Annotated in this window: 20 protein-coding genes and 1 tRNA gene; 5 read left to right on the top strand and 16 right to left on the bottom strand. The window is 60.5% G+C overall.

Translation table 11 applies throughout. The features are described from left to right. Window positions 1-135: 135 nt before the first annotated feature. The 3 genes from Q5H31_RS04985 to Q5H31_RS04975 all read right to left on the bottom strand — a co-directional run bounded on the left by Q5H31_RS04985 (window position 136) and on the right by Q5H31_RS04975 (window position 3203). Window positions 136-1035 carry a MazG nucleotide pyrophosphohydrolase domain-containing protein gene (locus tag Q5H31_RS04985; RefSeq protein WP_007052165.1) on the bottom strand — a complete coding sequence of 300 codons (900 nt, stop codon included), beginning with the start codon at window positions 1033-1035 and terminating at the stop codon, window positions 136-138. Between the two features lie 196 nt (window positions 1036-1231). Then, window positions 1232-2359 carry a branched-chain amino acid aminotransferase gene (locus Q5H31_RS04980; protein WP_007052164.1) on the bottom strand — a complete coding sequence of 376 codons (1128 nt, stop codon included), beginning with the start codon at window positions 2357-2359 and terminating at the stop codon, window positions 1232-1234. Window positions 2360-2582: 223 nt separating this feature from the next. Then, a complete protein-coding gene (locus Q5H31_RS04975; RefSeq protein ID WP_007052163.1) occupies window positions 2583-3203 on the bottom strand; it encodes a 50S ribosomal protein L25/general stress protein Ctc in 621 nt (206 codons plus the stop codon). Between the two features lie 428 nt (window positions 3204-3631). On the opposite strand from Q5H31_RS04975, the gene Q5H31_RS04970 reads away from it, so the two are divergent. Further along, the gene (locus Q5H31_RS04970; protein WP_007053364.1) at window positions 3632-4669 is read left to right on the top strand and encodes an alpha/beta hydrolase; all 1038 of its coding nucleotides are present in this window, start codon (window positions 3632-3634) and stop codon (window positions 4667-4669) included. Between the two features lie 135 nt (window positions 4670-4804). On the opposite strand, the gene Q5H31_RS04965 is transcribed toward Q5H31_RS04970, so the two are convergent. Genes Q5H31_RS04965 through Q5H31_RS04955 form a run of 3 tightly spaced genes read right to left on the bottom strand, consistent with a single transcriptional unit; the run spans window position 4805 to window position 7713 of the window. Continuing rightward, window positions 4805-6229, bottom strand: a complete 1425-nt coding sequence (locus Q5H31_RS04965; RefSeq protein WP_007053365.1) for an NAD(P)(+) transhydrogenase (Re/Si-specific) subunit beta — start codon at window positions 6227-6229, stop codon at window positions 4805-4807. After that, on the bottom strand, window positions 6229-6534 hold the full coding sequence (locus Q5H31_RS04960; RefSeq protein ID WP_007053366.1) for an NAD(P) transhydrogenase subunit alpha: 306 nt from the start codon (window positions 6532-6534) through the stop codon (window positions 6229-6231). Before Q5H31_RS04960 ends, Q5H31_RS04965 begins: the two co-directional genes overlap by 1 nt. Window positions 6535-6549: 15 nt before the next feature. Beyond that, window positions 6550-7713 carry an NAD(P) transhydrogenase subunit alpha gene (locus Q5H31_RS04955; protein ID WP_131234398.1) on the bottom strand — a complete coding sequence of 388 codons (1164 nt, stop codon included), beginning with the start codon at window positions 7711-7713 and terminating at the stop codon, window positions 6550-6552. 418 nt (window positions 7714-8131) lie between these two features. Here Q5H31_RS04955 and Q5H31_RS04950 point away from each other — a divergent pair, with 418 nt between their 5' ends. Beyond that, a complete protein-coding gene (locus Q5H31_RS04950) occupies window positions 8132-10165 on the top strand; it encodes a long-chain fatty acid--CoA ligase (protein WP_302457549.1) in 2034 nt (677 codons plus the stop codon). 52 nt (window positions 10166-10217) lie between these two features. On the opposite strand, the gene era is transcribed toward Q5H31_RS04950, so the two are convergent. The 6 genes from era to Q5H31_RS04920 all read right to left on the bottom strand — a co-directional run bounded on the left by era (window position 10218) and on the right by Q5H31_RS04920 (window position 15709). Further along, window positions 10218-11282: a GTPase Era gene (gene era / locus Q5H31_RS04945; protein WP_007052158.1), complete on the bottom strand. Its 1065-nt coding sequence runs from the start codon at window positions 11280-11282 to the stop codon at window positions 10218-10220. Between the two features lies 1 nt (window position 11283). Continuing rightward, window positions 11284-12717 carry a hemolysin family protein gene (locus Q5H31_RS04940; protein WP_007052157.1) on the bottom strand — a complete coding sequence of 478 codons (1434 nt, stop codon included), beginning with the start codon at window positions 12715-12717 and terminating at the stop codon, window positions 11284-11286. Between the two features lie 75 nt (window positions 12718-12792). Next, window positions 12793-13341: an rRNA maturation RNase YbeY gene (gene ybeY / locus Q5H31_RS04935; RefSeq protein ID WP_007052156.1), complete on the bottom strand. Its 549-nt coding sequence runs from the start codon at window positions 13339-13341 to the stop codon at window positions 12793-12795. Continuing rightward, window positions 13331-14506: a PhoH family protein gene (locus Q5H31_RS04930; protein WP_007052155.1), complete on the bottom strand. Its 1176-nt coding sequence runs from the start codon at window positions 14504-14506 to the stop codon at window positions 13331-13333. Before Q5H31_RS04930 ends, ybeY begins: the two co-directional genes overlap by 11 nt. A gap of 18 nt (window positions 14507-14524) precedes the next feature. Further along, entirely contained in the window at window positions 14525-14863 is a 339-nt protein-coding gene (locus Q5H31_RS04925; RefSeq protein ID WP_007055091.1) for a histidine triad nucleotide-binding protein, read from the bottom strand. Between the two features lie 48 nt (window positions 14864-14911). Beyond that, window positions 14912-15709 carry a 16S rRNA (uracil(1498)-N(3))-methyltransferase gene (locus Q5H31_RS04920; RefSeq protein ID WP_302457548.1) on the bottom strand — a complete coding sequence of 266 codons (798 nt, stop codon included), beginning with the start codon at window positions 15707-15709 and terminating at the stop codon, window positions 14912-14914. A gap of 95 nt (window positions 15710-15804) precedes the next feature. Here Q5H31_RS04920 and Q5H31_RS04915 point away from each other — a divergent pair. The 3 genes from Q5H31_RS04915 (at window position 15805) to glgC (ending at window position 18276) form a co-directional block, all read left to right on the top strand. Beyond that, a tRNA-Leu gene (locus Q5H31_RS04915) sits at window positions 15805-15892 on the top strand. A 60-nt stretch (window positions 15893-15952) separates the two neighbouring features. Next, window positions 15953-16831, top strand: a complete 879-nt coding sequence (locus Q5H31_RS04910; protein ID WP_007052152.1) for an RNA methyltransferase — start codon at window positions 15953-15955, stop codon at window positions 16829-16831. A 200-nt stretch (window positions 16832-17031) separates the two neighbouring features. Next, window positions 17032-18276, top strand: a complete 1245-nt coding sequence (glgC, locus tag Q5H31_RS04905) for a glucose-1-phosphate adenylyltransferase (protein WP_007052151.1) — start codon at window positions 17032-17034, stop codon at window positions 18274-18276. Window positions 18277-18365: 89 nt separating this feature from the next. Here the strand turns inward: glgC and Q5H31_RS04900 are convergent, their stop codons facing one another. The 4 genes from Q5H31_RS04900 to sufC form a co-directional block, all read right to left on the bottom strand. Next, complete coding sequence (locus Q5H31_RS04900; RefSeq protein ID WP_007052150.1) at window positions 18366-18959, bottom strand: metal-sulfur cluster assembly factor; 594 nt, start codon at window positions 18957-18959, stop codon at window positions 18366-18368. Between the two features lie 6 nt (window positions 18960-18965). Next, window positions 18966-19520: a Fe-S cluster assembly sulfur transfer protein SufU gene (gene sufU, locus Q5H31_RS04895; protein WP_007052149.1), complete on the bottom strand. Its 555-nt coding sequence runs from the start codon at window positions 19518-19520 to the stop codon at window positions 18966-18968. Window positions 19521-19531: 11 nt separating this feature from the next. After that, window positions 19532-20806, bottom strand: a complete 1275-nt coding sequence (locus Q5H31_RS04890) for a cysteine desulfurase (RefSeq protein WP_302457547.1) — start codon at window positions 20804-20806, stop codon at window positions 19532-19534. A 138-nt stretch (window positions 20807-20944) separates the two neighbouring features. Next, window positions 20945-21724, bottom strand: a complete 780-nt coding sequence (gene sufC, locus Q5H31_RS04885; RefSeq protein ID WP_007053376.1) for a Fe-S cluster assembly ATPase SufC — start codon at window positions 21722-21724, stop codon at window positions 20945-20947. Window positions 21725-21728: the final 4 nt, after the last annotated feature.

Here is a 21728-nt window from a genome sequence, read left to right as displayed (position 1 = left end):
GCCTGAGTAGTATGGCCGGGGAGGAAGGGGCCACTAAGACGTGAATAGGATGGCAATGACGCCAGCTTGCCGGTAGTCGTTGGCAACTCAGCCCCTCTAGGTTTTACGATCTGTAATCAAAAAACATGTATGGACTTAATCGTTGTTGATTTCTGATTCAATCAAGGCGACTTTTTCTTCGACGTCACGCAAGCGATTGCGCAGTGCGGACTCGATATCGATGCCGTCAACGCGGGCCTTGCGCACGACGGCGAGGATTTCATCGGCGTAGGCATCGGCCTTCTCCCGTTCAGCGGAATTGTCGCCGCTTGATTCGGATTGGTTCGCCGCTTGAGGATGTACATCATCTCGCTGAGCATCAGCCGCAGCCGGCTCATCAAACGCCGCGAACAATCTATCAGCATTCGGCGATTTGGAGATGCGAGAAACGACTTTGGCCGCGCGAGGCAACGCACCTTGAGCGCGGGAAATGCCCTCAAGCACGGATTTACGATGCTTTTCCTGCTGTTTCATCTTTTCCCATAGAGCCAGCACAGCTTCCGGGGATTCGGGTTGGGCAGCTTCTCCCCCGTCGTTACTGTCAGCATCAAAAGCATCAGAAGAATCAGAGGAATTGCCGGCATCATCAGCCGCAAACACATGCGGATGCCGAGTGATGAGCTTGTTCACCAACCGATCGGCGACCTCATCAATACCGAACGGGTCCTCAGTATCCGATTCGCAGACCCGCGCCTGAAACACGGATTGCAGCAACACATCACCCAGTTCCTCGCGCATGTTGTCACGGTCGTGAGTCTCCACCGCGTCGACGTATTCGTAGGTTTCCTCGAGCAGATTCTTGAGCAGCGACTTGTTCGTCTGCTTGCCGTCCCACGGGCAGCCGCCCGGCGAATACAGCACATCCACCACGGCCTTGACCCGGTCCAGCGCCGTCGCTGCCTCAGCCACCGGCTTCAATTTCGAGCAGTGTTCGAAGCCTGACGGCAAACGGTAGGCTGAAGCATGGTATTCCGTCATGTCACTCATCTTGCTCATAGGTTTGCTCCTGTTCTCATCTGGATGAACCATAACCACCCCCCGCAACGTGCAGAAGACCTAGATCATATTATTTGTTGCGGAATGTTGCTAAATCCATCTGTATCTCTCTAGCCAAGAACATTTCCAATACGCCAAGACCCCTTGGAATTGTTGCTGTTCCAAGGGGTCTTAGTCAGAAACAAAAGGTGCTAGTTCAGCACACCTTCCACATCCAGTTGTGCGGGTCCTCGACTTCGCCGAGCTGGATGCCGAGCAGCTCGTCGCGCAGTTCGCAGGTGAGCTTGCCGGAGCCGCCGTCGGCGACGGTGACATCGAACTTCTCGGACTTGAAGCGACCGATCGGGGTGATGATGGCGGCGGTACCGCAAGCGAACACCTCGGTGACTTCGCCGGACTTGATGTCCTCGAGCAGCTGGTCGAGGGCAATCATGGTCTCGACTACGTCGTGGCCCTTGTCCTGCAGCAGCTGAATCAGGGAGCGACGGGTCACACCCGGCAGAATGTTACCGGTCAGGGACGGGGTCTCCACGTGGCCATCCTTGTGCACGGCCATCATGTTCATGCCACCGAGCTCTTCGAGGTAGGTCTTGGTGGCGGCGTCCACGAAGCACACCTGCTCGCAGCCATTCTCAACACCCTTGTACTCGCCGAGCAGAGAGGCGGCGTAGTTGCCGCCGCACTTGGCGAAACCAGTGCCGCCAGGGCCGGTGCGGAACCACTTGTCTTCAACCCAGATGCTCACCGGCTTGACGCCGCCCGGGAAGTACGGGCCGGACGGGGAGGCGATCACGCAGTAGTCGACCTCCTGCGGGGCGCGCACGCCGAGGAACGGCTCGGAAGCGAACATGAACGGACGCATGTACAGCGTGTACTCGCGGCGGGACGGCACCCAGTTGGCGTCGCGCTTGACCAGCGCGGCCACGGAACCGAGGAAGTCGTCAATCGGCAGCTCAGGCAGGTACAGACGCTTGGCGGAGTTCTGGAAACGCTCGGCGTTCGCATCCGGGCGGAACAGCCAGGTGGAGCCGTCGGCATGACGGTAAGCCTTGAGGCCCTCGAAGCACTCCTGTGCGTAGTGCAGCACGGAAGCACCCGGATCCATCTTGAGCGGTGCGTACGGTTCGACGCGGCGGTCGGACCAGCCTTCGCCCTTGGTCCAGGTCATGTGGGTCATGTTGTCGGAGAACACCTGGCCGAAAGCCGGCTTGTCGATGAGGGACTGACGCTTCTCATCGGATGCGGGGTTGTCGTTCGGCAGTACGGTGAACGGTTCGGCGAGCTTGTCGAGCGCTGCCGGATCGTGGTGCGTGTTTTCAGTCATTACTAGCTACTTCTTCTTGACTTTGGCGGCCCGAAAGCCACCATATGGGGTGTGTGCTGTGCGCTTGTGGCGCGAGCTCTGTTGCATACTTTTGCACACCCATGTGTTACTCGTGTAGCAGAGTTCACATGGTGAAAAACGAAGAAGCCCGCACCGTTCTCAACGGCTGCGGGCTTCCACGTTTCAGTTATGTTCTGAATTGTTCGCTATCGAAGCGATCGACTCACTTGGCGTCGGCAGCCGGAGCAGCAGCGTCGGCAGCCGGAGCAGCAGCTTCCGGAGCGGCGGTGGACTCAGAAGCATCTTCCGGCACCTCAACGGTGACGACGGACTCTTCCGGGTCCTCAACGTCGAGCTCAACGCCTTCAGGCAGAACAACGTCCTTAGCGAACACCTTGGTGCCGTCGGTTAGGCCCTCGACGCTCACAACGATCTTCTCAGGCAAGTTGGCGACGTCAGCGCGAACCTTGAGCTCCTGAATGTCGACGAATGCCACAGCAGCGCCCTTCGGGGTGCCTTCAACGAAGACCGGCACCTCGACGTCGATCTTCTCGCCGGCCTTGACCTCAAGGAAGTCAACGTGCTCGATGATGCGCTTGACCGGGTTCTTCTGCACGTCCTTGACGACGGCCATCTTGGTGTTGCCGTCGAAGGCGATGGTGAACAGGGCGTTGGTGTGACGCAGGGCCAGGGTGGTCTCGCGCATCGGCAAGGTCACGAAGGCGGGCTCTTCGCCGCCGGCGTAGATGGTGGCCGGAATCTTGTTGGCAACGCGCAGACGACGAGCAACGCCCTTGCCGAACTCGGAACGGGCCTCGCCCTCAAGCTTAATGGTGGTAGCCATAATGGATACTCCTTGTAGTTTCGTTTCGTACTGTCTCGCTCAGACGCCACGACGCGCCGAAAGACACCCTACAAGGAGTGAAATACGCCGAGTCGATAACGGAAGCTGTGTCATGTGTCAGCACGCACACTTCCCTCGCCAAAGCAACAATTGTCAAGTATACGCCAACTCCGGACTTTGGCGCGGTGATGCTTCGATGACACTGCATCCCGGCCGTCCCAGCCACGTCATCGTACGGTTTCCGCGAAATAATCCCTAACTTTGTGAAGAACGTACGCTTACCCGTTCTCATCGTACGGTTTTCACGAAATCGTCCGCCATTTCGTGAAAATCGTACGCTCAGCGACACTCAGTGTACGGTCTTTCACGAAGTTGGGGATGATTTCGAAAATAACGTACGATGGTGAGTACCGTATCGGGAGGTTGATATGACTCGTTCGGACGACGTCATCAATGAGGATGGCCATGACGTCATCGCCGCACACACTCGCGTTGTCAGGGGTATGGCTGCGGCACTTGCCGCGATAGCCGCCACAGGAGCCGGCGTCACAGCCGCAGCCGCCAACGTCATGTTCACGTTCGCGCTGGACACCAAGGCCAAACGTTCGATGTTCAACATGCCGCACGAGGAGACACCGAAAGGCATCGAATTCGACATGTCCGAGCAGCTTGAGGCCGCCCGGTGGTTCGAGGAGGCCAAGCAATCGGTCACGCTGCGCAGCCATGATGGATTGAAACTCCACGGCTGGCTGTTGGACCCGGATTGTTCCGACCCACAGCCGCATCTATACGCGATCTGCTGCCATGGCTATGCCGGAGAGCCCGCGGAAATGGCCAAATGGGCGCATCGCTATGCGCAACTCGGTTTTACGGTCCTGCTACCCGCGCAGCGCGCCCATGAGTTGAGCGAAGGGCGTTACGTGGGTATGGGATTGCTGGAAAGCGACGATCTGTTGGGCTGGGTTTCGCTGATCACCGCAGCTGATCCGGATGCACGCATTCTGTTGCATGGCAATTCGATGGGCGCCGCCACGGTGATGATGGCGGCCGGCGATGCGCGACTCCCCCGCAACGTCGTCGCCGCGATTTCCGATTGCGGATACAGTTCCGTGGTCTCGCAGTTTACGGATAATGCCGAGGCGATGTTCCGTTTGCCGCACTCGTTGGCCGTGCTGCTGGTCAAAGTGGCCAGTCATGTGTCTGAACGCAAGGCTGGATACCGGTTTGAGGACGCCTCCTGTGTGAAGGCATTACGGCACGCGACTATTCCGATGATGTTCATTCATGGCGGAGCGGATACTTTTGTCAATCCGAAGTATCTGGACATCAATTACAACGCCTGCGCCAGCATCGACCGCGAGAAGCTGCTGATTCCCGGCGCCGACCACACGATGAGCGCCAGCACCGATCCGGACCGCTATTGGCGTCGCGTTAACAGCTTTGTTAAGCGGGTGTTTGGGCTGTAGTAGATATAGAGCTCGGCTCCCCTCTGTGAGGGGAGCCGCCAGCGAAGCTGACTGAGGGGAGCACCCGCGTATGGGCTACTCCCCTCAGTCTCACTCCGTTCGACAGCTCCCCTCACAGAGGGGAGCCAAGAATGGTTACGCGAGCAATTCCTTGACGGCGGCGATGACGGACTGCAGACTCTTCTTCGCGTCACCGAACAGCATCTGGGTGTTGTCTTCGAAGTAGAGCTCGTTCTGGATGCCGGCGTAGCCCATACCGCGGCCGCGCTTCATGACCACGACGTTCTGGGACTTGTCGACGTCGAGAATCGGCATGCCGGAGACCGGGGTGCCGGGACGGCGAGCAGCCGGGTTGGTCACATCGTTGGCGCCGACGACCAGAGCCACGTTGGCCTGCGGGAACTGCGGGTTGATCTCATCGAGATCCACGAGCTCCTCGTAGGGCACGTTGGCCTCGGCCAGCAGCACGTTCATGTGGCCAGGCATACGGCCTGCGACCGGGTGGATGGCGTAGGAGACTTCCACGCCGTGGCCCTTGAGCAGTTCGCCGAGGTCGGCGAGCTCGCGCTGGGCCTGAGCCTGAGCCAGACCGAAGCCGGGCACGAAGATGACCTTCTGCGCGTAGACGAGCTGAACGGCCAGATCGTCCGGCGTGGTCTCCTTCATGGTGCCTTCCGGACCGTCGCCAGCAGCGGCGGCGTCAGCACCACCGCCGAAGCCACCGGCCAAGACGGAGAGCAGCGGGCGGTTCATGGCCTGAGCCATGAGGATGGACAGGGTCACACCTGCGGAACCGACGAGTGCGCCGGCCACGATCAGGGCGACGTTGTCAATCGCCAGACCGGACATAGCCACAGCCGTACCGGTGCAGGCGTTGAGCACGGAGATCACCACCGGCATATCGGCGCCGCCGATCGGAATCACGAAGACCAAGCCGTAGCACAGGGCGAACACGGTGGTCAGAATCGACCACAGCAGACGCTGTTCGGGCTGGACGCACAGCATGACCAGCGAGGCGACGGACAGCACGGCGAACAGAATGTTCCATACGCCCTTGCCCGGCAGGTTCAGCTTCTTGACCCACTTGATACCCTGCAGCTTGCCGGCAGCGATGAGCGAGCCGGTGAAGGTCACAGAACCGATGAGAATACCGAGACCAGCGGTGATGAGCACCACGATGTCCGGGGTGCCTTCCTTGGTCAGGATGTCGTTCAGGGCCACGAGTGCGGCGGCGCCACCACCCACGGTATTGAACACGGAGACCAGCTGCGGCATATCGGTCATCTTCACCTTCTTGGCGGAGACGACACCGGCCACGGCACCGATCAGGATGCCGACGACCAGCACCACCACGGCGACAATGTTCACGAAGCCCTTGGCGAAGAGCACGATGAACGCCATGAGCACGGCCACGACCATGCCGAACGCGGAGATCTGGTTACCCTTGCGGGCGGTCTTCGGCGAATTCATGAAATGCAGACCGACCACAAACAGGACGGCAGAGAACAGGTAGACGAACCAAGCGACGATGTCGATGGCGCCAACGGTTGCGGAGGTCATTACTTCGACTCCCCCTTCTTCTCGTTCTTGCTGGACTTGAACATCTCAAGCATGCGGTCGGTGACCACGTAGCCACCAACGACGTTCATGGTGCCCAGCACAGCGGCCAGGAAGATGAACACGTAGGCCAGCGGGCTATTGGCTTCAGCTGCCACGATCACAACGCCGACGATGACGATGCCGTGGATGGAGTTCGCGCCGGACATAAGCGGCGTGTGCAGGGTGGCGGGCACCTTGCCGATGACCTCGATGCCGATGAGCAGCGCGAGGACGAACAGGGTAATGGAAACGACGAGAGTAGGCATGGTATTCCTTCTTCCTTACTTCTCGGACTTCTCGGCATCGGCAGCAGCTGCCGGGGCGGCGGCGCGGCCGGCAACCACCAGCGCGTCGTCAAGTTCTTCGGTGAGATCCTGGCCGAGCTTGCCGTCACGCACGAAGTGCACGAGGATGTCGGCCACGTTGCGCGAAAGCAGGTTGGATGCGGTGGTGGCGACGCCGGAGGCCAGGTAGGGAGCGCCGATCAGCTTGACGCCGCCCTCGGTGACCTGCTCACCAACGGCGGAGCCCTCGACGTTGCCGCCGAGGTCGGATGCTGCGCAGTCCACGATCACGGCACCACGCTTGAGACCCTTGACGCCGGCTGCGGTGAGCAGCACCGGGGGCTTGCGGCCCGGGACCTTGGCGGTGGTGATGATGATGTCAAAGCCGGCGGCCTTTTCGTCGACGGCAGCCTGCTGCTGAGCCTGCTCTTCGGCGCTCAGCGCGCGGGCATAACCGCCCTCGCCCTGGCCCTTGGAGAAGTCAAGTCCCAGATCAAGGAACTTCGCGCCGAGGGACTCGACCTCGCCCTGGGAGGCGGGACGCACGTCGTACGCGGTGACGACCGCGCCAAGACGCTTCAGCGTACCGATGGCCTGCAGGCCGGCGATGCCGGCACCGAGCACCAGCGCCTTAGCCGGGCGAATCGTGCCGGCGGCGGTGGTCATCATCGGCAGGAAGGAACCGTAAGCATCGGCAGCGGTGATGGCTGCCTTGTAGCCCATCACGGAGTTCTGAGAGGTCATCTCATCCATGGACTGGGCGCTGGAAAGCTTACGGGGCAGCTTTTCGATGGCGATGCCCACCAGACCGGCCTTCTCGAGCGCGGCCACGTAATCGGCATCGGTGAAGGAACCGAGCATGCCAATGACCCACTGGCCGGCCTTGAGCTTGGCCACGGTCTCGGCGGACGGTCGGTCCACAAAACCGAGCGCGTCGGCTTCGGCGAGCACCTCGTCGCGGCTGGCCACCTTCGCACCGGCCTTTTCGTAATCCTCATCGGTGTAGTCGGCAGCAATGCCGGCACCTGCTTCAATCAGTGAGGAGACACCGCTCCTCTTCAGCCGGGTGACGATATCCGGCGTCAGCGCGACGCGGGATTCCGTTTCGGACGTTTCGTTCAAAACGCCGAACACCACGGTGGCTTCTGGGTTTTGCGCCATGAGAGCCCTTTCTTGTTCTACTTCAAAATGGACATGGTTATCCGCATGGTAAGTGTAGTCGAAAGGTAAAGACCATGACTTGAGATTCCGCCAATCGAAATAGAAACGAACCCGAAATTAGTAAGAAATACGAATGTGTCCATGTGCATTGCGGATGAATTGCTCGGAAGTCGTCCAACAATCACCCGGCATCGATCAGCAACCAACCGCTCAATAATTATCGACAATCGCCGTTTCGTAGCTCACGGTTACTCAACAATATCGGAACCTGTGCAATATTTTGCCACGCGCTCCCCTAACCCGCCAGAATCCTACGGTTGCGTAAGGTGACGAGTTCGGTTTGGACGATTACAATTTGAACTTTGAGAAGCGTTCGCCTCATGGCTGGACGACACTGAAAGGTTTACAGGAGCAAGACTTGTCGGTTATCAATTCCTTCACGCAGCACACTATCAATCTCACCCGTAAGGCGCTCAGGTTGGGATCCGACTTCGTCCACCCGGTCCACGACGACACTCCGGACGAGCCCGATTACCTGTCTAACGCCGACGTGCCGGTCGAGGCCAATATCGCTTTGCCTCACAGCGACGATTGGGACGACGGCCACCTGACCGTCACCGACATCGACCCCGTCACCGGCCTGCTCACCACCTCCACCGAAGGCAATCCGCCGCTGGACGAAGGTACGTCCATCTACGACCTGTATGCGGACCGCGCCGAACGTATGGGCGATGAGCCTCTGTACACCTACAAGTCCGGCAACGATTGGGTGACCGTCACCGCCAACGAGTTCCTGGCTGACGTGCGTGCCGTGGCCAAGGGCCTGATTCATTACGGCCTGAAGAAGGGCGATGCCGTGGCATTCATGTGCCGCACTTCCTACGACTGGGACCTGACCGACGCGGCGATCATGGCCTGCGGCGGTGTGCTGGCCACCGTCTACGACACCGATTCGGCCGAGCAGATTCGCAACATCGTCAATAATTCCGACGCCCGCCTGCTGATCGTGCAGGATACGGACATGCGCGAGAAGGCGGATGGATCCGTCGAGGAATGCCCGTCTTTGGAGCACATCATCACCATCGAGACCGGTGGCTTGGACGAAATCAAGGCCTATGGCGCCGGCATCTCGGACGAAGAACTGGACGAGCGCATCGACTCGGTCAAGAAGACCGATCTGTGCTCCATCGTGTACACCTCCGGTTCCACGGCCGCGCCGAAGGGCGTGGAAATGACCCATGAGCACTACTGCCAGACCGCGCTGAATCTGCCGACCTACATGCCCGAACTGCTGCACGACAAGAAAAACACCATCCTGTTGTTCCTGCCGCAGGCCCATTCCTTCGCCCGCGCCATCAACTACATCGTCGTGGCCTCGAACGTGCACATCTATATCGCAGCCGGCATCAAGACGCTGATCAGCGACCTGCAGGTGGCCAGGCCGTCCATCATGATCGTGGTGCCGCGTGTGCTGGAGAAGGTGTACAACGCCGCATCTCAGAAGGCCGGACACGGTCCAAAGGGCGTGGTGTTCGCCTCCGCCGTGGTGGCTGCGCAGAACTATATGAAGGAAGTCTCCGCCAATGGCAAGGCAGGTGCACTGACCCGCACCCGCCGCGCCGCCTTCGATCCGATTGTCTACTCTTCGCTGCGCGAAGTGCTCGGCGGTCGCGCCAAGTGGATTGTGGCCGGCGGTGCCCCGCTTGACCCGGAACTGCTGGCTTTCTTCCGTGGCGCGGGTGTGCCTGTATACGAGGGCTATGGTCTGACCGAGACCACCGCACCGTGCGCGTTCAACCCGCTGGGTACGCCGTTCCACGCTGGTTCCGTGGGCATCGCATTCCCCGGATTCTCCCTGCGCATCGCCGAGGACGGCGAAATTCAGGTCAAGGGTCGTGCCGTGTTCCCGCGCTATCACAAGAACGACGAGGCCACTGAGCTGTCGTTCACCGAAGATGGCTGGTATGTCACCGGCGACTTGGGCCGTATCGACAACGATGGCTTCCTGTACATCACCGGTCGTAAGAAGGATCTGATTATCACTGCAGGTGGTAAGAACGTCTCCCCCGGCCCGATCGAGGAAGTCATTCAGCGTTGCGAGTTCGTCTCCCAGGCGCTGGTGCTGGGTGATAAGCGTCCGTTCATCTCCGCATTGGTGACGCTGGACGAGGAGTCGCTGCGCCCGTGGCTGGCCGCCAAGGGCCTGGACGAGAACATGCCGCTGGAGGATGCCGCCAAGAACGCCGCCGTGCGCGCCGAAGTGCAGCAGTGGGTCGATCAGGCCAACGAGGGCGTCTCCCGCGCCGAGTCCGTGCGCAAGTTCATCATCCTGCCTGAAGAGTTCACTCAGGAGAACGGCCTCATGACCGCTTCCATGAAGGTGATTCGCCCCAAGGTCATCAAGCGCTACTCCGCCCTCCTCAACACCCAGATGTACACCAAGCGGAAGTAAACCGTATAGCAAAAGCTCCCTCTGACGAGGGAGCTTTTTTCGTCTATACGCCCTAGAAGCCGAGGCGTTCTAGTTGCTTGGGGTCGGACTGCCAGCCTTTGGCTACCTTGACGTGGAGGTCGAGCTTGGCTTTTTGGCCGACGATGCGGTTGACCGGGGTGCGCAGCTTCTTCTTGACGTAGGTGAGGTTCGAGGCGCCCTTGCCGATGATGATCGGCTTCTGGGAGTCACGCTCCACGTAAATGGACACGTTGACCTGCGCCTTGCCGTCATAGCCCTGACCGGTCTCGTTGTCTTCCGGATAGTCGATGGAATCAACCACCACGGCCAGCGAATGCGGCAGCTCGTCGTCCAGGGTCTCAAGGAACGCACCGCGCACGAGTTCGGCGATGGTGTCTTCCGGACGCTCCTCGCTGATCTGATCGTCCGGGTACATCTGCGGACCCTCGGGCGTGTGCTCAATGAGCACGTTCTTCACTTCAGCCAGATTGTCGTGCTTCAGGGCGCTCACCGGCACGATGTCCGAGAAATCGGCGAAATCGTTGATTTCGATGAGCTTGTTGATGAGTTGCTGACGGCCAAGCTCGTCGATCTTGGTGACGATGGCAATCAGCGGGATGCGCCACTTGAACGTACCGTCCTCACGCTTGGTGGCGAAGTCGGTACGCAGTCGGGAGAGAATACGCTTGTCGCCGGGGCCGATTTCCTGATCGGCGGGCAGCAGGAAGGCCACCACGTCCACATCGGCCAGAGATTCGTCGACCACGTCGTTCAGACGCTGGCCGAGCAACGTACGCGGACGGTGAATACCGGGCGTGTCCACGAGCACGAGCTGCGCGTGATCGGCGGTCAGGATGCCGCGAATCGCCTTACGGGTGGTTTCCGGGCGAGAGGATGCGATGGCAATCTGCTTGCCGATCAACGCGTTGATCAACGTGGATTTGCCGACGTTCGGGCGGCCCACCACGGCCACGAATCCGGAGCGATACGGCACGTCCTGCTTGGTCACGTTCTCCGTCTCACCGGTCGCGTCGACTTCGGCAACGCCGGCAACATCGGAAGCATCGGTAACGTCAATGTCATCGACGTCGTTCGTGCTGTTGTTCTGGTCGGTCATATCACTCCTTGCTGGCGGTATCATCGCCTTCGACGGGCTCGCCGTCAGTTTCCTCATGGGTCTTGTTATTTTCCTCGCCGCCCTCGACGTGCGCCGGTTCTACGACGATGGTGGACACCTTCTTGCGGCGTCCGGCGGAGTCCACGGCGGTCAGTCGCAGACCGCGCGTCACGGCCGAGGCACCGACAATCGGCACGCGGCCCAGAATCTTGGTCAGCAGGCCGTACACGGTATCGACATCGTCCTCATCAATGTCGATCTCGAAGATCTCCTCCAGATCGGCAATCGGCGTACGGGCGGGCATCTTCCACTTGTTGTCTCCGATTTTCTCCGGCTCAGTACGCTGGGTGCGGTCGTGCTCGTCTTCCAGCTCGCCGACGATCTGTTCGATGGCATCCTCGATAGTCACCATGCCGGCGATGCCGCCGTACTCATCGACCACCACGGCCACATGCTGGCGGGAACGCTGCATCTCATGGAACAGGTCGTCCACCGGCTTGGATTCGGGAACAAGCAGCGGCTGCCGGACGATGGATTCGACCGCGCGCTCCATGGCCGCCGGGTTGAAGGCGGTGGCACGCACGGCGTCCTTCAAATAGGCCACGCCGATCAGGTCATCCACATCCTCACCGATCACCGGCACGCGGGAGAAACCGGAGCGGGAGAACAGTTTCAGCGCGGAAGACAGTGTGGAGTCGCGCTCCATGCAGATCATATCGGTGCGCGGCACCATGATCTCGCGAGTCAACGTATCAGACAGGGTGAGCACGTTGCGCAACATTTCGGAGACTTCCGGATCGAAGTCGTTGGACTCCACCAGTCGGTCGATGGCGGCCTTGCCCTGCTCGAGCTGAATCTTCTCAAGCTCCTCGTCGTCGGACAGATCGGAGTCCTTGGAGCGGCGGCCCGGCCCCTTGGAACCGGACTTGTCGCCACCGATGCGTGCGAACGGCGTGAGCTTGGTGGCCAACGACACGATGCGCGAGTTGGAAATCATGATGCCGACCGGCTTGGCCATGCCGGCGGTGCGCGGGCGGACCAGTACGGAGACCACGGCTACGATAATCGCGAACAGGAATCCGGAGAGCAGTTCAATCCACAGTTCCGCACCCCACAGGGATGCGATGGAAGACACCAGTACGCCGTCGAGCACATTGCAGGCGATGCGGAAGAACGCACAGCTGCCGGCGGTGGCGTAACGGTCGGCGATGAGCCGTTGCACGCGATGAATCTTGTCGATCTTCTTCATCTTGAGGAACTGGCTTGCTTCGGAGTCGGTCTGCACCTCGAGGATGAGATTGTTAAGGCTGGCTCGCGTTACGCGGGCCACGGCGCCTTCAGCGGCGGCCATGGTCAGCGAGAGCCAGACGAACAGGGCCGCCACGAGTACAAGAATGACGGTGATGGCGATCGGCGTGGTACTGGAATACTCCATAATGATTTTTCGGTGTCCTTGAATGTCCTTGAACGGTATCGAATAATCCGGATTTGGTGTGATTGATTTGGGAGCTTATTTGGAATCGAGGTCGCGGCCAGCACCGTGCGCGGCGTCGTACAGGGCCAGCGCGTCGGGTGTGCCGGCGGGCAGCGTGGCCTGCACGTTGGCATCGTGGCGTAGGGCGAAGAAGGTGAGCAGCAGCTGTCGCTGCAGGCCGAACATCTGGCGCTCCTGCTCGGGGGTCACGTGGTCGTAGCCGAGCAGGTGCAGGATGCCGTGGATGGTGAGCAATAGCATCTCCTGCATGGTGCTGTGCCCGGCTGCGGCAGCCTGTTGGGCAGCGACCCACGGGCAGATGACGATGTCGCCGAGCACTCCTTCCATCACGGTTTTGCCGTCGCCGGGGCGCAGCTCGTCCATCGGGAAGCTCATCACGTCGGTCGGGCCTTCGAGGTTCATCCAACGCATGTGCAGTTCGGCGATGGGATCGGGATCCACGAACATGATGGTCAGGTCGGACTGGGTGCTCACGCGCATCTGGTCGAGTACCCAAATACCCAAATCGGAGAAGACCTTGGGGTCGATGACCCACTGGGTTTCATTGGTGACGTCAACGCTCATCGTCTGTCTCGCTTTGGTTGGTTGAATCCGCTTGCTGGCGGGCATCGAAGTCGGTATGGTTGCGGCGGCCCTTGCGTTCGATGTCGCGGTGGTCGCCGGCGATGGCGGAGTGACGGTCGTAGGCGGCCACGATCTGTCCGACCAGCTGGTGACGTACCACGTCCTCGGTTTTGAGATGCACGAATGCGATGTCGTTGATGCCGCCCAGGATGCGTTCGATGGTGGCCAGTCCCGAGCGAGGCACGGTCAGGTCCACCTGCGAGATATCGCCGGTGATGACCATCGTGGTGTTGAAGCCCAGACGGGTCAGGAACATCTTCATCTGCTGTTCGGTGGTGTTCTGAGCCTCGTCGAGGATCACGAACGCGTCGTTCAGCGTACGGCCGCGCATGTAGGCGAGCGGCGCCACTTCGATGGAGCCGTCGTCCATGTACCGCTTGAGCTGGTCGGCGCCGAGCATGTCGCCAAGCGCGTCGTACAGCGGGCGCAGATACGGGTCAACCTTGTCATTCAGCGTGCCGGGCAGAAAGCCGAGGCTTTCGCCGGCCTCCACGGCCGGGCGCGTGAGGATGATGCGGCGAATCTGCTTGTCCTGGAAGGCACGCACAGCCTTGGCCACGGCCAGATACGTCTTGCCGGTGCCTGCGGGGCCAATGCCGAAGGTGATGGTGTGCGATTCGATGGCGTTCACGTAGGCCACTTGTCCGGCGGTTTTCGCACGGACCGGCACGCCGGCAGCAAAGGTGATGACGCCGGGAACCGTGGGCTTGCGGTACGTCGGGTCGTGGGAGCCGGCAGAACGTGCATGGGCGCGTTCGTTTGAGGTCGATTGCGCCAGTTTGTCACGCACCGGGCCGTGACCGGGATGTTCGAGGCGCACGTGGTTCTTGAGCACGTTCTGGTCGAGCATGCGACGCACGGTGTCGGCGTCCATAGGCGCGGTGTAGGCGGCTTGGATGATGGTATTGACCAAATCCTCGGCCTGTGCGGCCTGGGCTTCGGTCTGCTTGGAGCGGGAGACGATCGCCACGCGGTTGCCGCGCACGATAATCGTCAGGTCCGGAAAGGCGCGCTCTACCTCGCGAATGACCTCGTCAACCGGGCCGAGCACGGCGACGGGGTCAAGTTGGGGCGGGATGGTGATGGTACGTGTAGTCGTTGCCACGAAGCGGATATTCCCCTACTACTCGTCGAGCTTTTCGCCGGTCATCACGTGCGCGTGCACGTGGAAGACGGTCTGGCCGGCGTCGAGACCGGTGTTGAACACCAGTCGGTAGGCGCCGTGAAATTCCTTGTCGGCGATGTTCTGCGCAATGGAGACGATGTGGGCCAGCTCGGTCGGGTCGTCGGCGGCAAGTTCGGCGACGTTGGCGTAGTGCTTCTTGGGCACCACGAGCACGTGGACCTTGGCCTTGGGATTGATGTCGTTGAATGCGTAGGTCGTCTCGTCCTCGTAGACCTTGCTGCTGGGAATCTGCCCTGCGATGATCTTGCAGAACAGGCAATCGTCGGATTCGCTCATCATGCTCCTTGGTTTGATGTTGCTACGCACCAGCTTAGCGCGTGGGCGTTACTCGTAACGTCCCAACACCCGAGACAACAGCGACAACGCTACAGGACCGGCCGTCGCGGCTCTCAGAATATTGCGCCCCAGTACGCAGCTCACCGCTCCGGCCTTGACGAAATCAGCTACCTCCTGCTCACTGATGCCGCCCTCAGGCCCGACCACCACACTGACAGTCCGCGGCCGGCCGTCCTGGAGCGTGCGTTCCACCAACTGCGCAACCTTCTCCTCCACGCCGGACCACGTATCGGTAGCATCCTGATGCAGCACAATCACCACATCGCCATGCACGCAGGCCCTGCGGCAGATGGCCTCGACCTCCTTGCTGGACGCGCACGCCTCCAGTTGCGGCTTAAAGGCGCGCCGCGACTGCTCGGTGGCGGCATCCAGTACCGAATTCCACTTCTTGTCTGTACGGCCGACCTTCCACTTGGCAATGGATCGGTCCGCCTGCCATGGCACCACTTGGTCGACGCCGATCTGAGTAGCCATATCGATGGCCTGCTCATCATGGCCGGTTTTCGCCAATGCCTGAATCAGCGCCAAACGGGTGAGCGGCTCGGGTTCGCGCCCCACTTCCACGACTTCAGCCAGTCCGGCTTCAGGATCGGCCATCACTGCCTGGATTCTCAAGCCGTTGCCGTCGGAAAGTTGCAGGCTGTCCCCTGCCTTGAGTCGCATGGCCTGCACGGCATGGCGCTTGATGTGAGCGGGCAGGGTTAGCTTCCAGCCGGCGTGGAGTTCGTCGCTGTTCACCGGGACGTCGTCGACCTGCGGGTCGAAAAGAAAAAGGGCATCAGTCATGACTTCAAGGCTACACGCGACACGCCGGGCACACGCGCGAATTGCATCCCTGTAATTTCATGCTAAGCTATCTACTCGTTGTCCAAACGACACCTGCCCGGGTGGCGGAATGGTAGACGCGCTAGCTTGAGGTGCTAGTGCCTATTTTATACAGGCGTACGGGTTCAAGTCCCGTCTCGGGCACAGATAAACCCCTTGCATTGCAAGGGGTTTTTCGTTATCTGCACACACGAAAGGCCACCAATGCAGTTCATCACGCTGGACACCGTCGACGACCCGCGCGTCGAAGCGTATGTGAGCCTCACCGAAATGCAGTTGCGTAATCGCTTGGAACCAGCCAAGGGCGTGTTCATCGCCGAGTCCCCCAAGGTTATCGACCGCGCGCTGGCCGCTGACCGCGAACCGCTGTCACTGCTGGTCGAGGAACCTTGGCTGGAGGGCATGAAAGACACCTTCGACTTCATCGACGGGCGCTGGGGCGCGGATATTCCCGTCTACGTGGCCTCACCTGAGCAGCTCAAGCGTCTGACCGGCTACCGTTTGCATCGCGGCGCCCTATGCGCGATGCGACGCTGGCCGTTGCCCTCCGTAGCCGAGGTCTGCAGGAGCGCCCGCCGCGTGGCAGTAATGGAAAACATCGTGGACCACACCAATGTGGGCGCACTGATGCGTTCGGCGGCCGCGCTCGATGTGGATGCCGTGCTGGTCACACCCTCCTGCGGTGATCCGCTGTACCGACGCGCCGCCCGCGTGTCGATGGGCACCGTATTCCAGATTCCGTGGACCCGTATCACCGGGTTCAACGACGACGGCACCGAAAACAAGCATTACTGGCCGTTCCAGGGCATCGACGAGTTGAAGTCGCTGGGCTTCACCACCGTGGCCATGGCATTGGAGGATCGTTCGATTTCGTTGGACGAACTGACACGCCGTCTGCACGCGCCTGCCGAAGATCCGACGCATATCGACAAGCTCGCGCTGATCTTCGGTACCGAGGGCGACGGCCTGTCCCACCATACGATTGCCCGCGCCGATTTGACCGTGAAGATTCCGATGAGCCACGGCGTGGATAGCCTGAACGTGGCGGCATCCAGCGCAGTGGCGTTCTACGCGACACGCTAAGGAATCGCACGCGCTCCGAAAAGGCCGGATCCTTAACAAATCTACGAAACTGTTCATCGCAAGTTCACGGCACGCGGGGGCGAAAGCCTTGCATGTTCGTTTTTTTCTGCAATTATTAACTATGTAAACCGAATGCAAGGAAGCATCCGGCCCGGCAGTGCGGTGTCGAAAGACGCTCAGTAACAGAGAGGACAGTTACGATGACCAAGAATCCCAAGATTCTGTCGATTGTGCTTGCAGGTGGTGAGGGGACCCGCCTGATGCCGTTAACCCGTGATCGCGCGAAGCCCGCCGTTCCCTTCGGTGGTGTGTATCGTCTGATCGATTTCCCGTTGAGCAACCTGGTGAACTCCGGGTACCGTCAGGTCGTGGTGCTCACCCAGTACAAGTCTCACTCGCTTGACCGCCACATCTCCCAGGTCTGGCGTTTCTCCCCGCTGCTTGGCTCGTACGTCTCCCCTGTGCCCGCGCAGCAGCGTCTCGGCAAGCACTGGTATCTCGGCTCCGCCGACGCCATCTACCAGACCATCAACATCATCGAGGATGTCCAGCCGGACATCGTGGTGATCGTGGGTGCCGATCACGTCTACCGCATGGACTTCGAACAGATGGTACAGCAGCACATCGAGTCCGGCGCCGAGTTCACCGTGGCCGGTATCCGCCAGCCCATCGAGGAATCGAACCAGTTCGGTGTGATTGAGGTCGATCCCGATCACCCGAACATGATCAAGAACTTCCAGGAGAAGCCGCCCACCACCACCGGTCTGCCGGACAATCCGAACCAGATTCTGGCCTCCATGGGTAACTACGTCGCCAACACCAAGGCCCTGTTCGAGGCTCTGGCTCTCGATGAGAAGGCTGCCGACACCAAGCACGACATGGGCGGCGACATCGCCCCGTACTTCGCTTCCCGCAACGAAGCCGGCGTCTACGACTTCAACTCGAACGAGATTCCGGGCTCCACGGCCACTGATCACGCTTACTGGCGCGACGTCGGTACGATTAAGCAGTTCTACGATGCGCACATGGATCTGATCGCCTATGTGCCCGAGTTCAACCTGTACAACCAGGATTGGCCGATTTACACGATGTCCGGCAACCTGCCGCCGGCCAAGTTCGTGCACGCCGGCCGCGACCGTCTGGGCCACGCCACCGATTCGATCGTCTCCCCCGGTGTGATCGTCTCCGGCGGTGAAGTGCACCACTCCGTGCTCTCCCCCAATGTGCGTATCCACTCGTGGGCACAGATTGTCGATTCCGTGCTGTTCGACGGTGTAGTCATCAACCGCCGCGCCCGCGTGTACAAGGCGATTCTTGACAAGAACGTGGTGCTCACCGAGAACTCCACTGTCGGCATCGATACCGAGCACGATCTGGCCCGTGGCTTCACCGTCACGCCGGATGGCATCACGGTTGTCCCGAAGAACACCATCGTCGATGACTGATTGACCAGTCCAGACATGGAAAAGCCCCGCATCATGCGGGGCTTTTCTCGTATAGAGCTCCCTCTGATGAGGGAACTTACTAAGCGCTATCAGTACTTTGGCATATTGTCGAAGCTGAAGCCTAGGGCGGCGAGCTGGTCGCGGCCTTCGGGCGTGATGCGCTCCATGGTCCAGCGCGGATCCCACGTCCAGTCGATGCGGAACTCCTCGACCAGACCGGCCAGCGTGGATGCGCATTCGTCCTCGATAAGGTCGGTCAGCGGGCAGGCCGGCGTGGTCAGCGTCATCGTAATAATGGCGCGGCCTAGCTCATCGATCTCAATGCCGTAGACCAGACCCAAATCGATCACGTCGATGCCAAGCTCCGGATCAATCACCTGATGCAGTGCCTCGCGCACGTCTTCGGCAGTGGCGCGGCCGATATCGTCAATCGCCTTGATCGGAATCTCGCTGCCATCGGACTGTTCGTCATCCTGGCAACCGCATTTGCCGTGGTGACCGCCACACGCACAGGTGTCATCGCCGGACGCAGCAGAGTGCTCGATCGGGCGTCCGTTCGGGAAGCCCTTGGCCAAGGCCGGGTTGGCCATCACGCGGCGAGCGGCCTCCTCGTCCTGCAGGACGCCGTTGACGGCATCGAAAACGGACGGCTGTGGTTCGGGAACCAAATTATCGTTGGACATATTTCCTCAGTTCTTTGCAGCGAGGGCTTTGGCGATGGAGTCCTTCAGCCCTTCCCAGCCTAGCAGAGCGCATTTGATGCGCATAGGGTATTTCGACACGCCTTGGAATACCACGGCGTCGCCGAGCTTTTCTTCCAGGTTCTCGTCGTCCAGACCGGCACCGCGCGATTCCATCAGCTTGTGGAATGTCTGTTCCAGATCCATGGCCTCGTCAACGGTTTTGCCGTCCACCAGATCGACCATCACCGACAGGCTGGCCTGCGAAATGGAGCAGCCGTGGCCGTCCCACACCAATCGCTTGATGGTGTGCGGTTCGTCATCGGAGACTTCGACATGGATGGTCGCCTCGTCGCCGCAGGTCGGGTTGAACTGGTGCGATTCACCGGGCGTGCAGTATTCGTGGCTGGCTTGTACGGTGACATTGGCCGCTGCGTCCGCGGACTGTTCGACCGCTGCGTTGGGCGCAAAGGATTCCTTGCCATGCGGATGTTTCGACGCCTCGAGGATGACCTCTTGGTACATCTGTTCGAGGTCATCCCCGCTCATACCGAATTCGTTCATGGTGTTCTGTTTTACTCCACTCCAAAGAACTTACGGATGCCCTTGGCCGCTTCGACCAACGCTTGGGCATCTTCGACCGAATTGTAGACACCGGAGGAGGCACGGTTGGATGCGTATAGGCCGAAGTGGCGGTGTACCGGCTGGGCGCAGTGGTGTCCCACGCGAATCGCGATGCCCTGGGCGTCGATGAACTGGCCCACATCGTGCGGATGCACGCCGGCCACGTCGAACGCCACGGTGCCGATGCGGTCCACGTTTTCGCGCGGCCCGAGGATGCGAATGCCATCGACGTCGCCGAGCTTGAGCAGTTCGGCGGCGATGGTCTTCTCATGGGCTTCGATGTTCTCGAGCCCGATGTTCATCATCCATTCGGCGGCGACGCCTGCGGCTACCACTTGGGCGACCGGCTGGGTGCCGGCCTCGAAGCGGGCCGGAGGGGCCATGTATTGGGCCTCGTGGTCCATGTAGGCGAGCTCGACCATGGAGCCGCCGAAGTTGGCCGGCGGCAGGGCTTCGAGCAGGTCGCGCTTACCGTACAGGAAACCGACGCCGGTAGGACCGTACATCTTGTGCGCGCTCCAGACGGCGAAGTCCACATCAAGCGCGTGGAAATCGACCTTGAGGTGCGGTACGGACTGGCAAGCGTCCAAGATGAAGATCGAACCTACTTCATGCGCACGCTTGACGATAGGGGCGATGTTGGTGATGGCACCCGTGGTGTTGCCCACGTGGGTGACGGCCACGACCTTGGTACGCTCGGTGATGACTTCGTCGAGGTTGTCCGTACGCACACGGCCGTCCTCGGTCAGGTCGATCCACTTGAAGGTGGCACCGGTACGGTAGGCCAGCTCCTGGAACGGCAGCAGCACCGAATGATGTTCCGCACGCGAGACGACGATCTCATCGCCCGGCTTCAGGGCAAAACGCTTGGCGGCTTCTCCCCCACGCCCCAGCGATGCATTGCCGAATGCGGTGGCGAGCAGGTTCAGTCCGGCCGTGGCACCACCGGTGACGACGACCTCCTCTTCACCTTCGGCCGCATTCGCACCGACCAGCTTGGCGACCTTGACACGGGCCTCTTCGAAGGCCACGGTACTACGGGCCGCCAGCTCGTGGGCACCGCGGTGCACGCCGGCGTTAATTGTACGGTAGAAGTTCGCCTCGGCGTCGATCACCGCATTCGGCTTCTGCGAGGTGGCCGCAGAATCCAGGTACACGAGCGGGTGCCCGTGAATCTCCTGATCCAGAATCGGGAACTCGCCCCGAATCTCCTTAAAATCAACCATTATGTTCCCCCTACTTACGTAACAATTGTACGAAACGAGTGGGAGTCTGACATGGCCTGTTCGCGACAGCAAAGACTTGGCCTGAGCGGCCCGGAGCGTGTCGAGAATAGGGCATGTCAGACTCCCACGGTCACGGACTCAGGCCAGTGCGGACTCGGAGTCGGCGCCTTCGGGCAGGTACTGGTCGTAGCCGTTCTCTTCGAGTTCGTCGGCCAGCTCAGGGCCGCCGGTCTTGACGAAGTGGCCGTCGGCGAACACGTGCACGATGTCCGGCTTGATGTACTTCAAGATACGGGTGTAGTGCGTGACCATGAGGATGCCGAACTGGTTGGCTTCCTTGGCGCGGTTCACGCCTTCGGACACGATGCGCAGGGCGTCCACGTCCAAGCCGGAGTCGGTTTCGTCAAGGACGGCAAACTTCGGCTTCAGCAGTTCGAGCTGCAGCACTTCGGCGCGCTTCTTTTCACCGCCGGAGAAGCCTTCGTTCACGGAACGGGAGGCGAACTTCGGGTCCATCTTGAGGCGCTTCATGGCTGCGGACAGGTCCTTGGCCCACTGGCGAATACCGGGAGCCTCGCCGTCGATTTCGGTCTTGGCGGTGCGCAAGAAGTTGGTCATGGACACGCCCGGTATTTCGACCGGGTACTGCATGGCCAGGAACAGGCCGGCCTTGGCGCGCTCGTCCGGAGTCATCTTGAGGATGTCCTTGCCGTCGAGGAGGGCCTCGCCGGAGTCGACCACGTACTTGGGGTGGCCGGCCAACGTGTAGGCGAGAGTGGACTTGCCGGAACCGTTGGGGCCCATGATGGCGTGGGTTTCGCCGGAGTGGACGGTCAGGGTGGCACCCTTCAGGATCGGCTTGATGCCTTCCTTGGTTTCGACGTGGACGTGCAGGTCCTTGATTTCGAGTGTTGACATTGTT

The sequence above is a fragment of the uncultured Bifidobacterium sp. genome (assembly GCF_959020155.1).
Lineage (GTDB): Bacteria > Actinomycetota > Actinomycetes > Actinomycetales > Bifidobacteriaceae > Bifidobacterium.
Note: the sequence above shows the minus strand (reverse complement) of the source record. Positions and strands in the feature narration are given on the sequence as shown.

Bases quoted from the DNA above. Each gene is read 5' to 3' on its own strand.
- Q5H31_RS04985 (WP_007052165.1), bottom strand. From the start codon at position 1,035: ATGAGCAAGATGAGTGACATGACGGAATACCATGCTTCAGCCTACCGT.
- Q5H31_RS04980 (WP_007052164.1), bottom strand. From the start codon at position 2,359: ATGACTGAAAACACGCACCACGATCCGGCAGCGCTCGACAAGCTCGCC.
- Q5H31_RS04975 (WP_007052163.1), bottom strand. From the start codon at position 3,203: ATGGCTACCACCATTAAGCTTGAGGGCGAGGCCCGTTCCGAGTTCGGC.
- Q5H31_RS04970 (WP_007053364.1), top strand. From the start codon at position 3,632: ATGACTCGTTCGGACGACGTCATCAATGAGGATGGCCATGACGTCATC.
- Q5H31_RS04965 (WP_007053365.1), bottom strand. From the start codon at position 6,229: ATGACCTCCGCAACCGTTGGCGCCATCGACATCGTCGCTTGGTTCGTC.
- Q5H31_RS04960 (WP_007053366.1), bottom strand. From the start codon at position 6,534: ATGCCTACTCTCGTCGTTTCCATTACCCTGTTCGTCCTCGCGCTGCTC.
- Q5H31_RS04955 (WP_131234398.1), bottom strand. From the start codon at position 7,713: ATGGCGCAAAACCCAGAAGCCACCGTGGTGTTCGGCGTTTTGAACGAA.
- era (WP_007052158.1), bottom strand. From the start codon at position 11,282: ATGACCGACCAGAACAACAGCACGAACGACGTCGATGACATTGACGTT.
- Q5H31_RS04940 (WP_007052157.1), bottom strand. From the start codon at position 12,717: ATGGAGTATTCCAGTACCACGCCGATCGCCATCACCGTCATTCTTGTA.
- ybeY (WP_007052156.1), bottom strand. From the start codon at position 13,341: ATGAGCGTTGACGTCACCAATGAAACCCAGTGGGTCATCGACCCCAAG.
- Q5H31_RS04925 (WP_007055091.1), bottom strand. From the start codon at position 14,863: ATGAGCGAATCCGACGATTGCCTGTTCTGCAAGATCATCGCAGGGCAG.
- Q5H31_RS04920 (WP_302457548.1), bottom strand. From the start codon at position 15,709: ATGACTGATGCCCTTTTTCTTTTCGACCCGCAGGTCGACGACGTCCCG.
- Q5H31_RS04910 (WP_007052152.1), top strand. From the start codon at position 15,953: ATGCAGTTCATCACGCTGGACACCGTCGACGACCCGCGCGTCGAAGCG.
- glgC (WP_007052151.1), top strand. From the start codon at position 17,032: ATGACCAAGAATCCCAAGATTCTGTCGATTGTGCTTGCAGGTGGTGAG.
- Q5H31_RS04900 (WP_007052150.1), bottom strand. From the start codon at position 18,959: ATGTCCAACGATAATTTGGTTCCCGAACCACAGCCGTCCGTTTTCGAT.
- sufU (WP_007052149.1), bottom strand. From the start codon at position 19,520: ATGAACGAATTCGGTATGAGCGGGGATGACCTCGAACAGATGTACCAA.
- Q5H31_RS04890 (WP_302457547.1), bottom strand. From the start codon at position 20,806: ATGGTTGATTTTAAGGAGATTCGGGGCGAGTTCCCGATTCTGGATCAG.
- sufC (WP_007053376.1), bottom strand. From the start codon at position 21,724: ATGTCAACACTCGAAATCAAGGACCTGCACGTCCACGTCGAAACCAAG.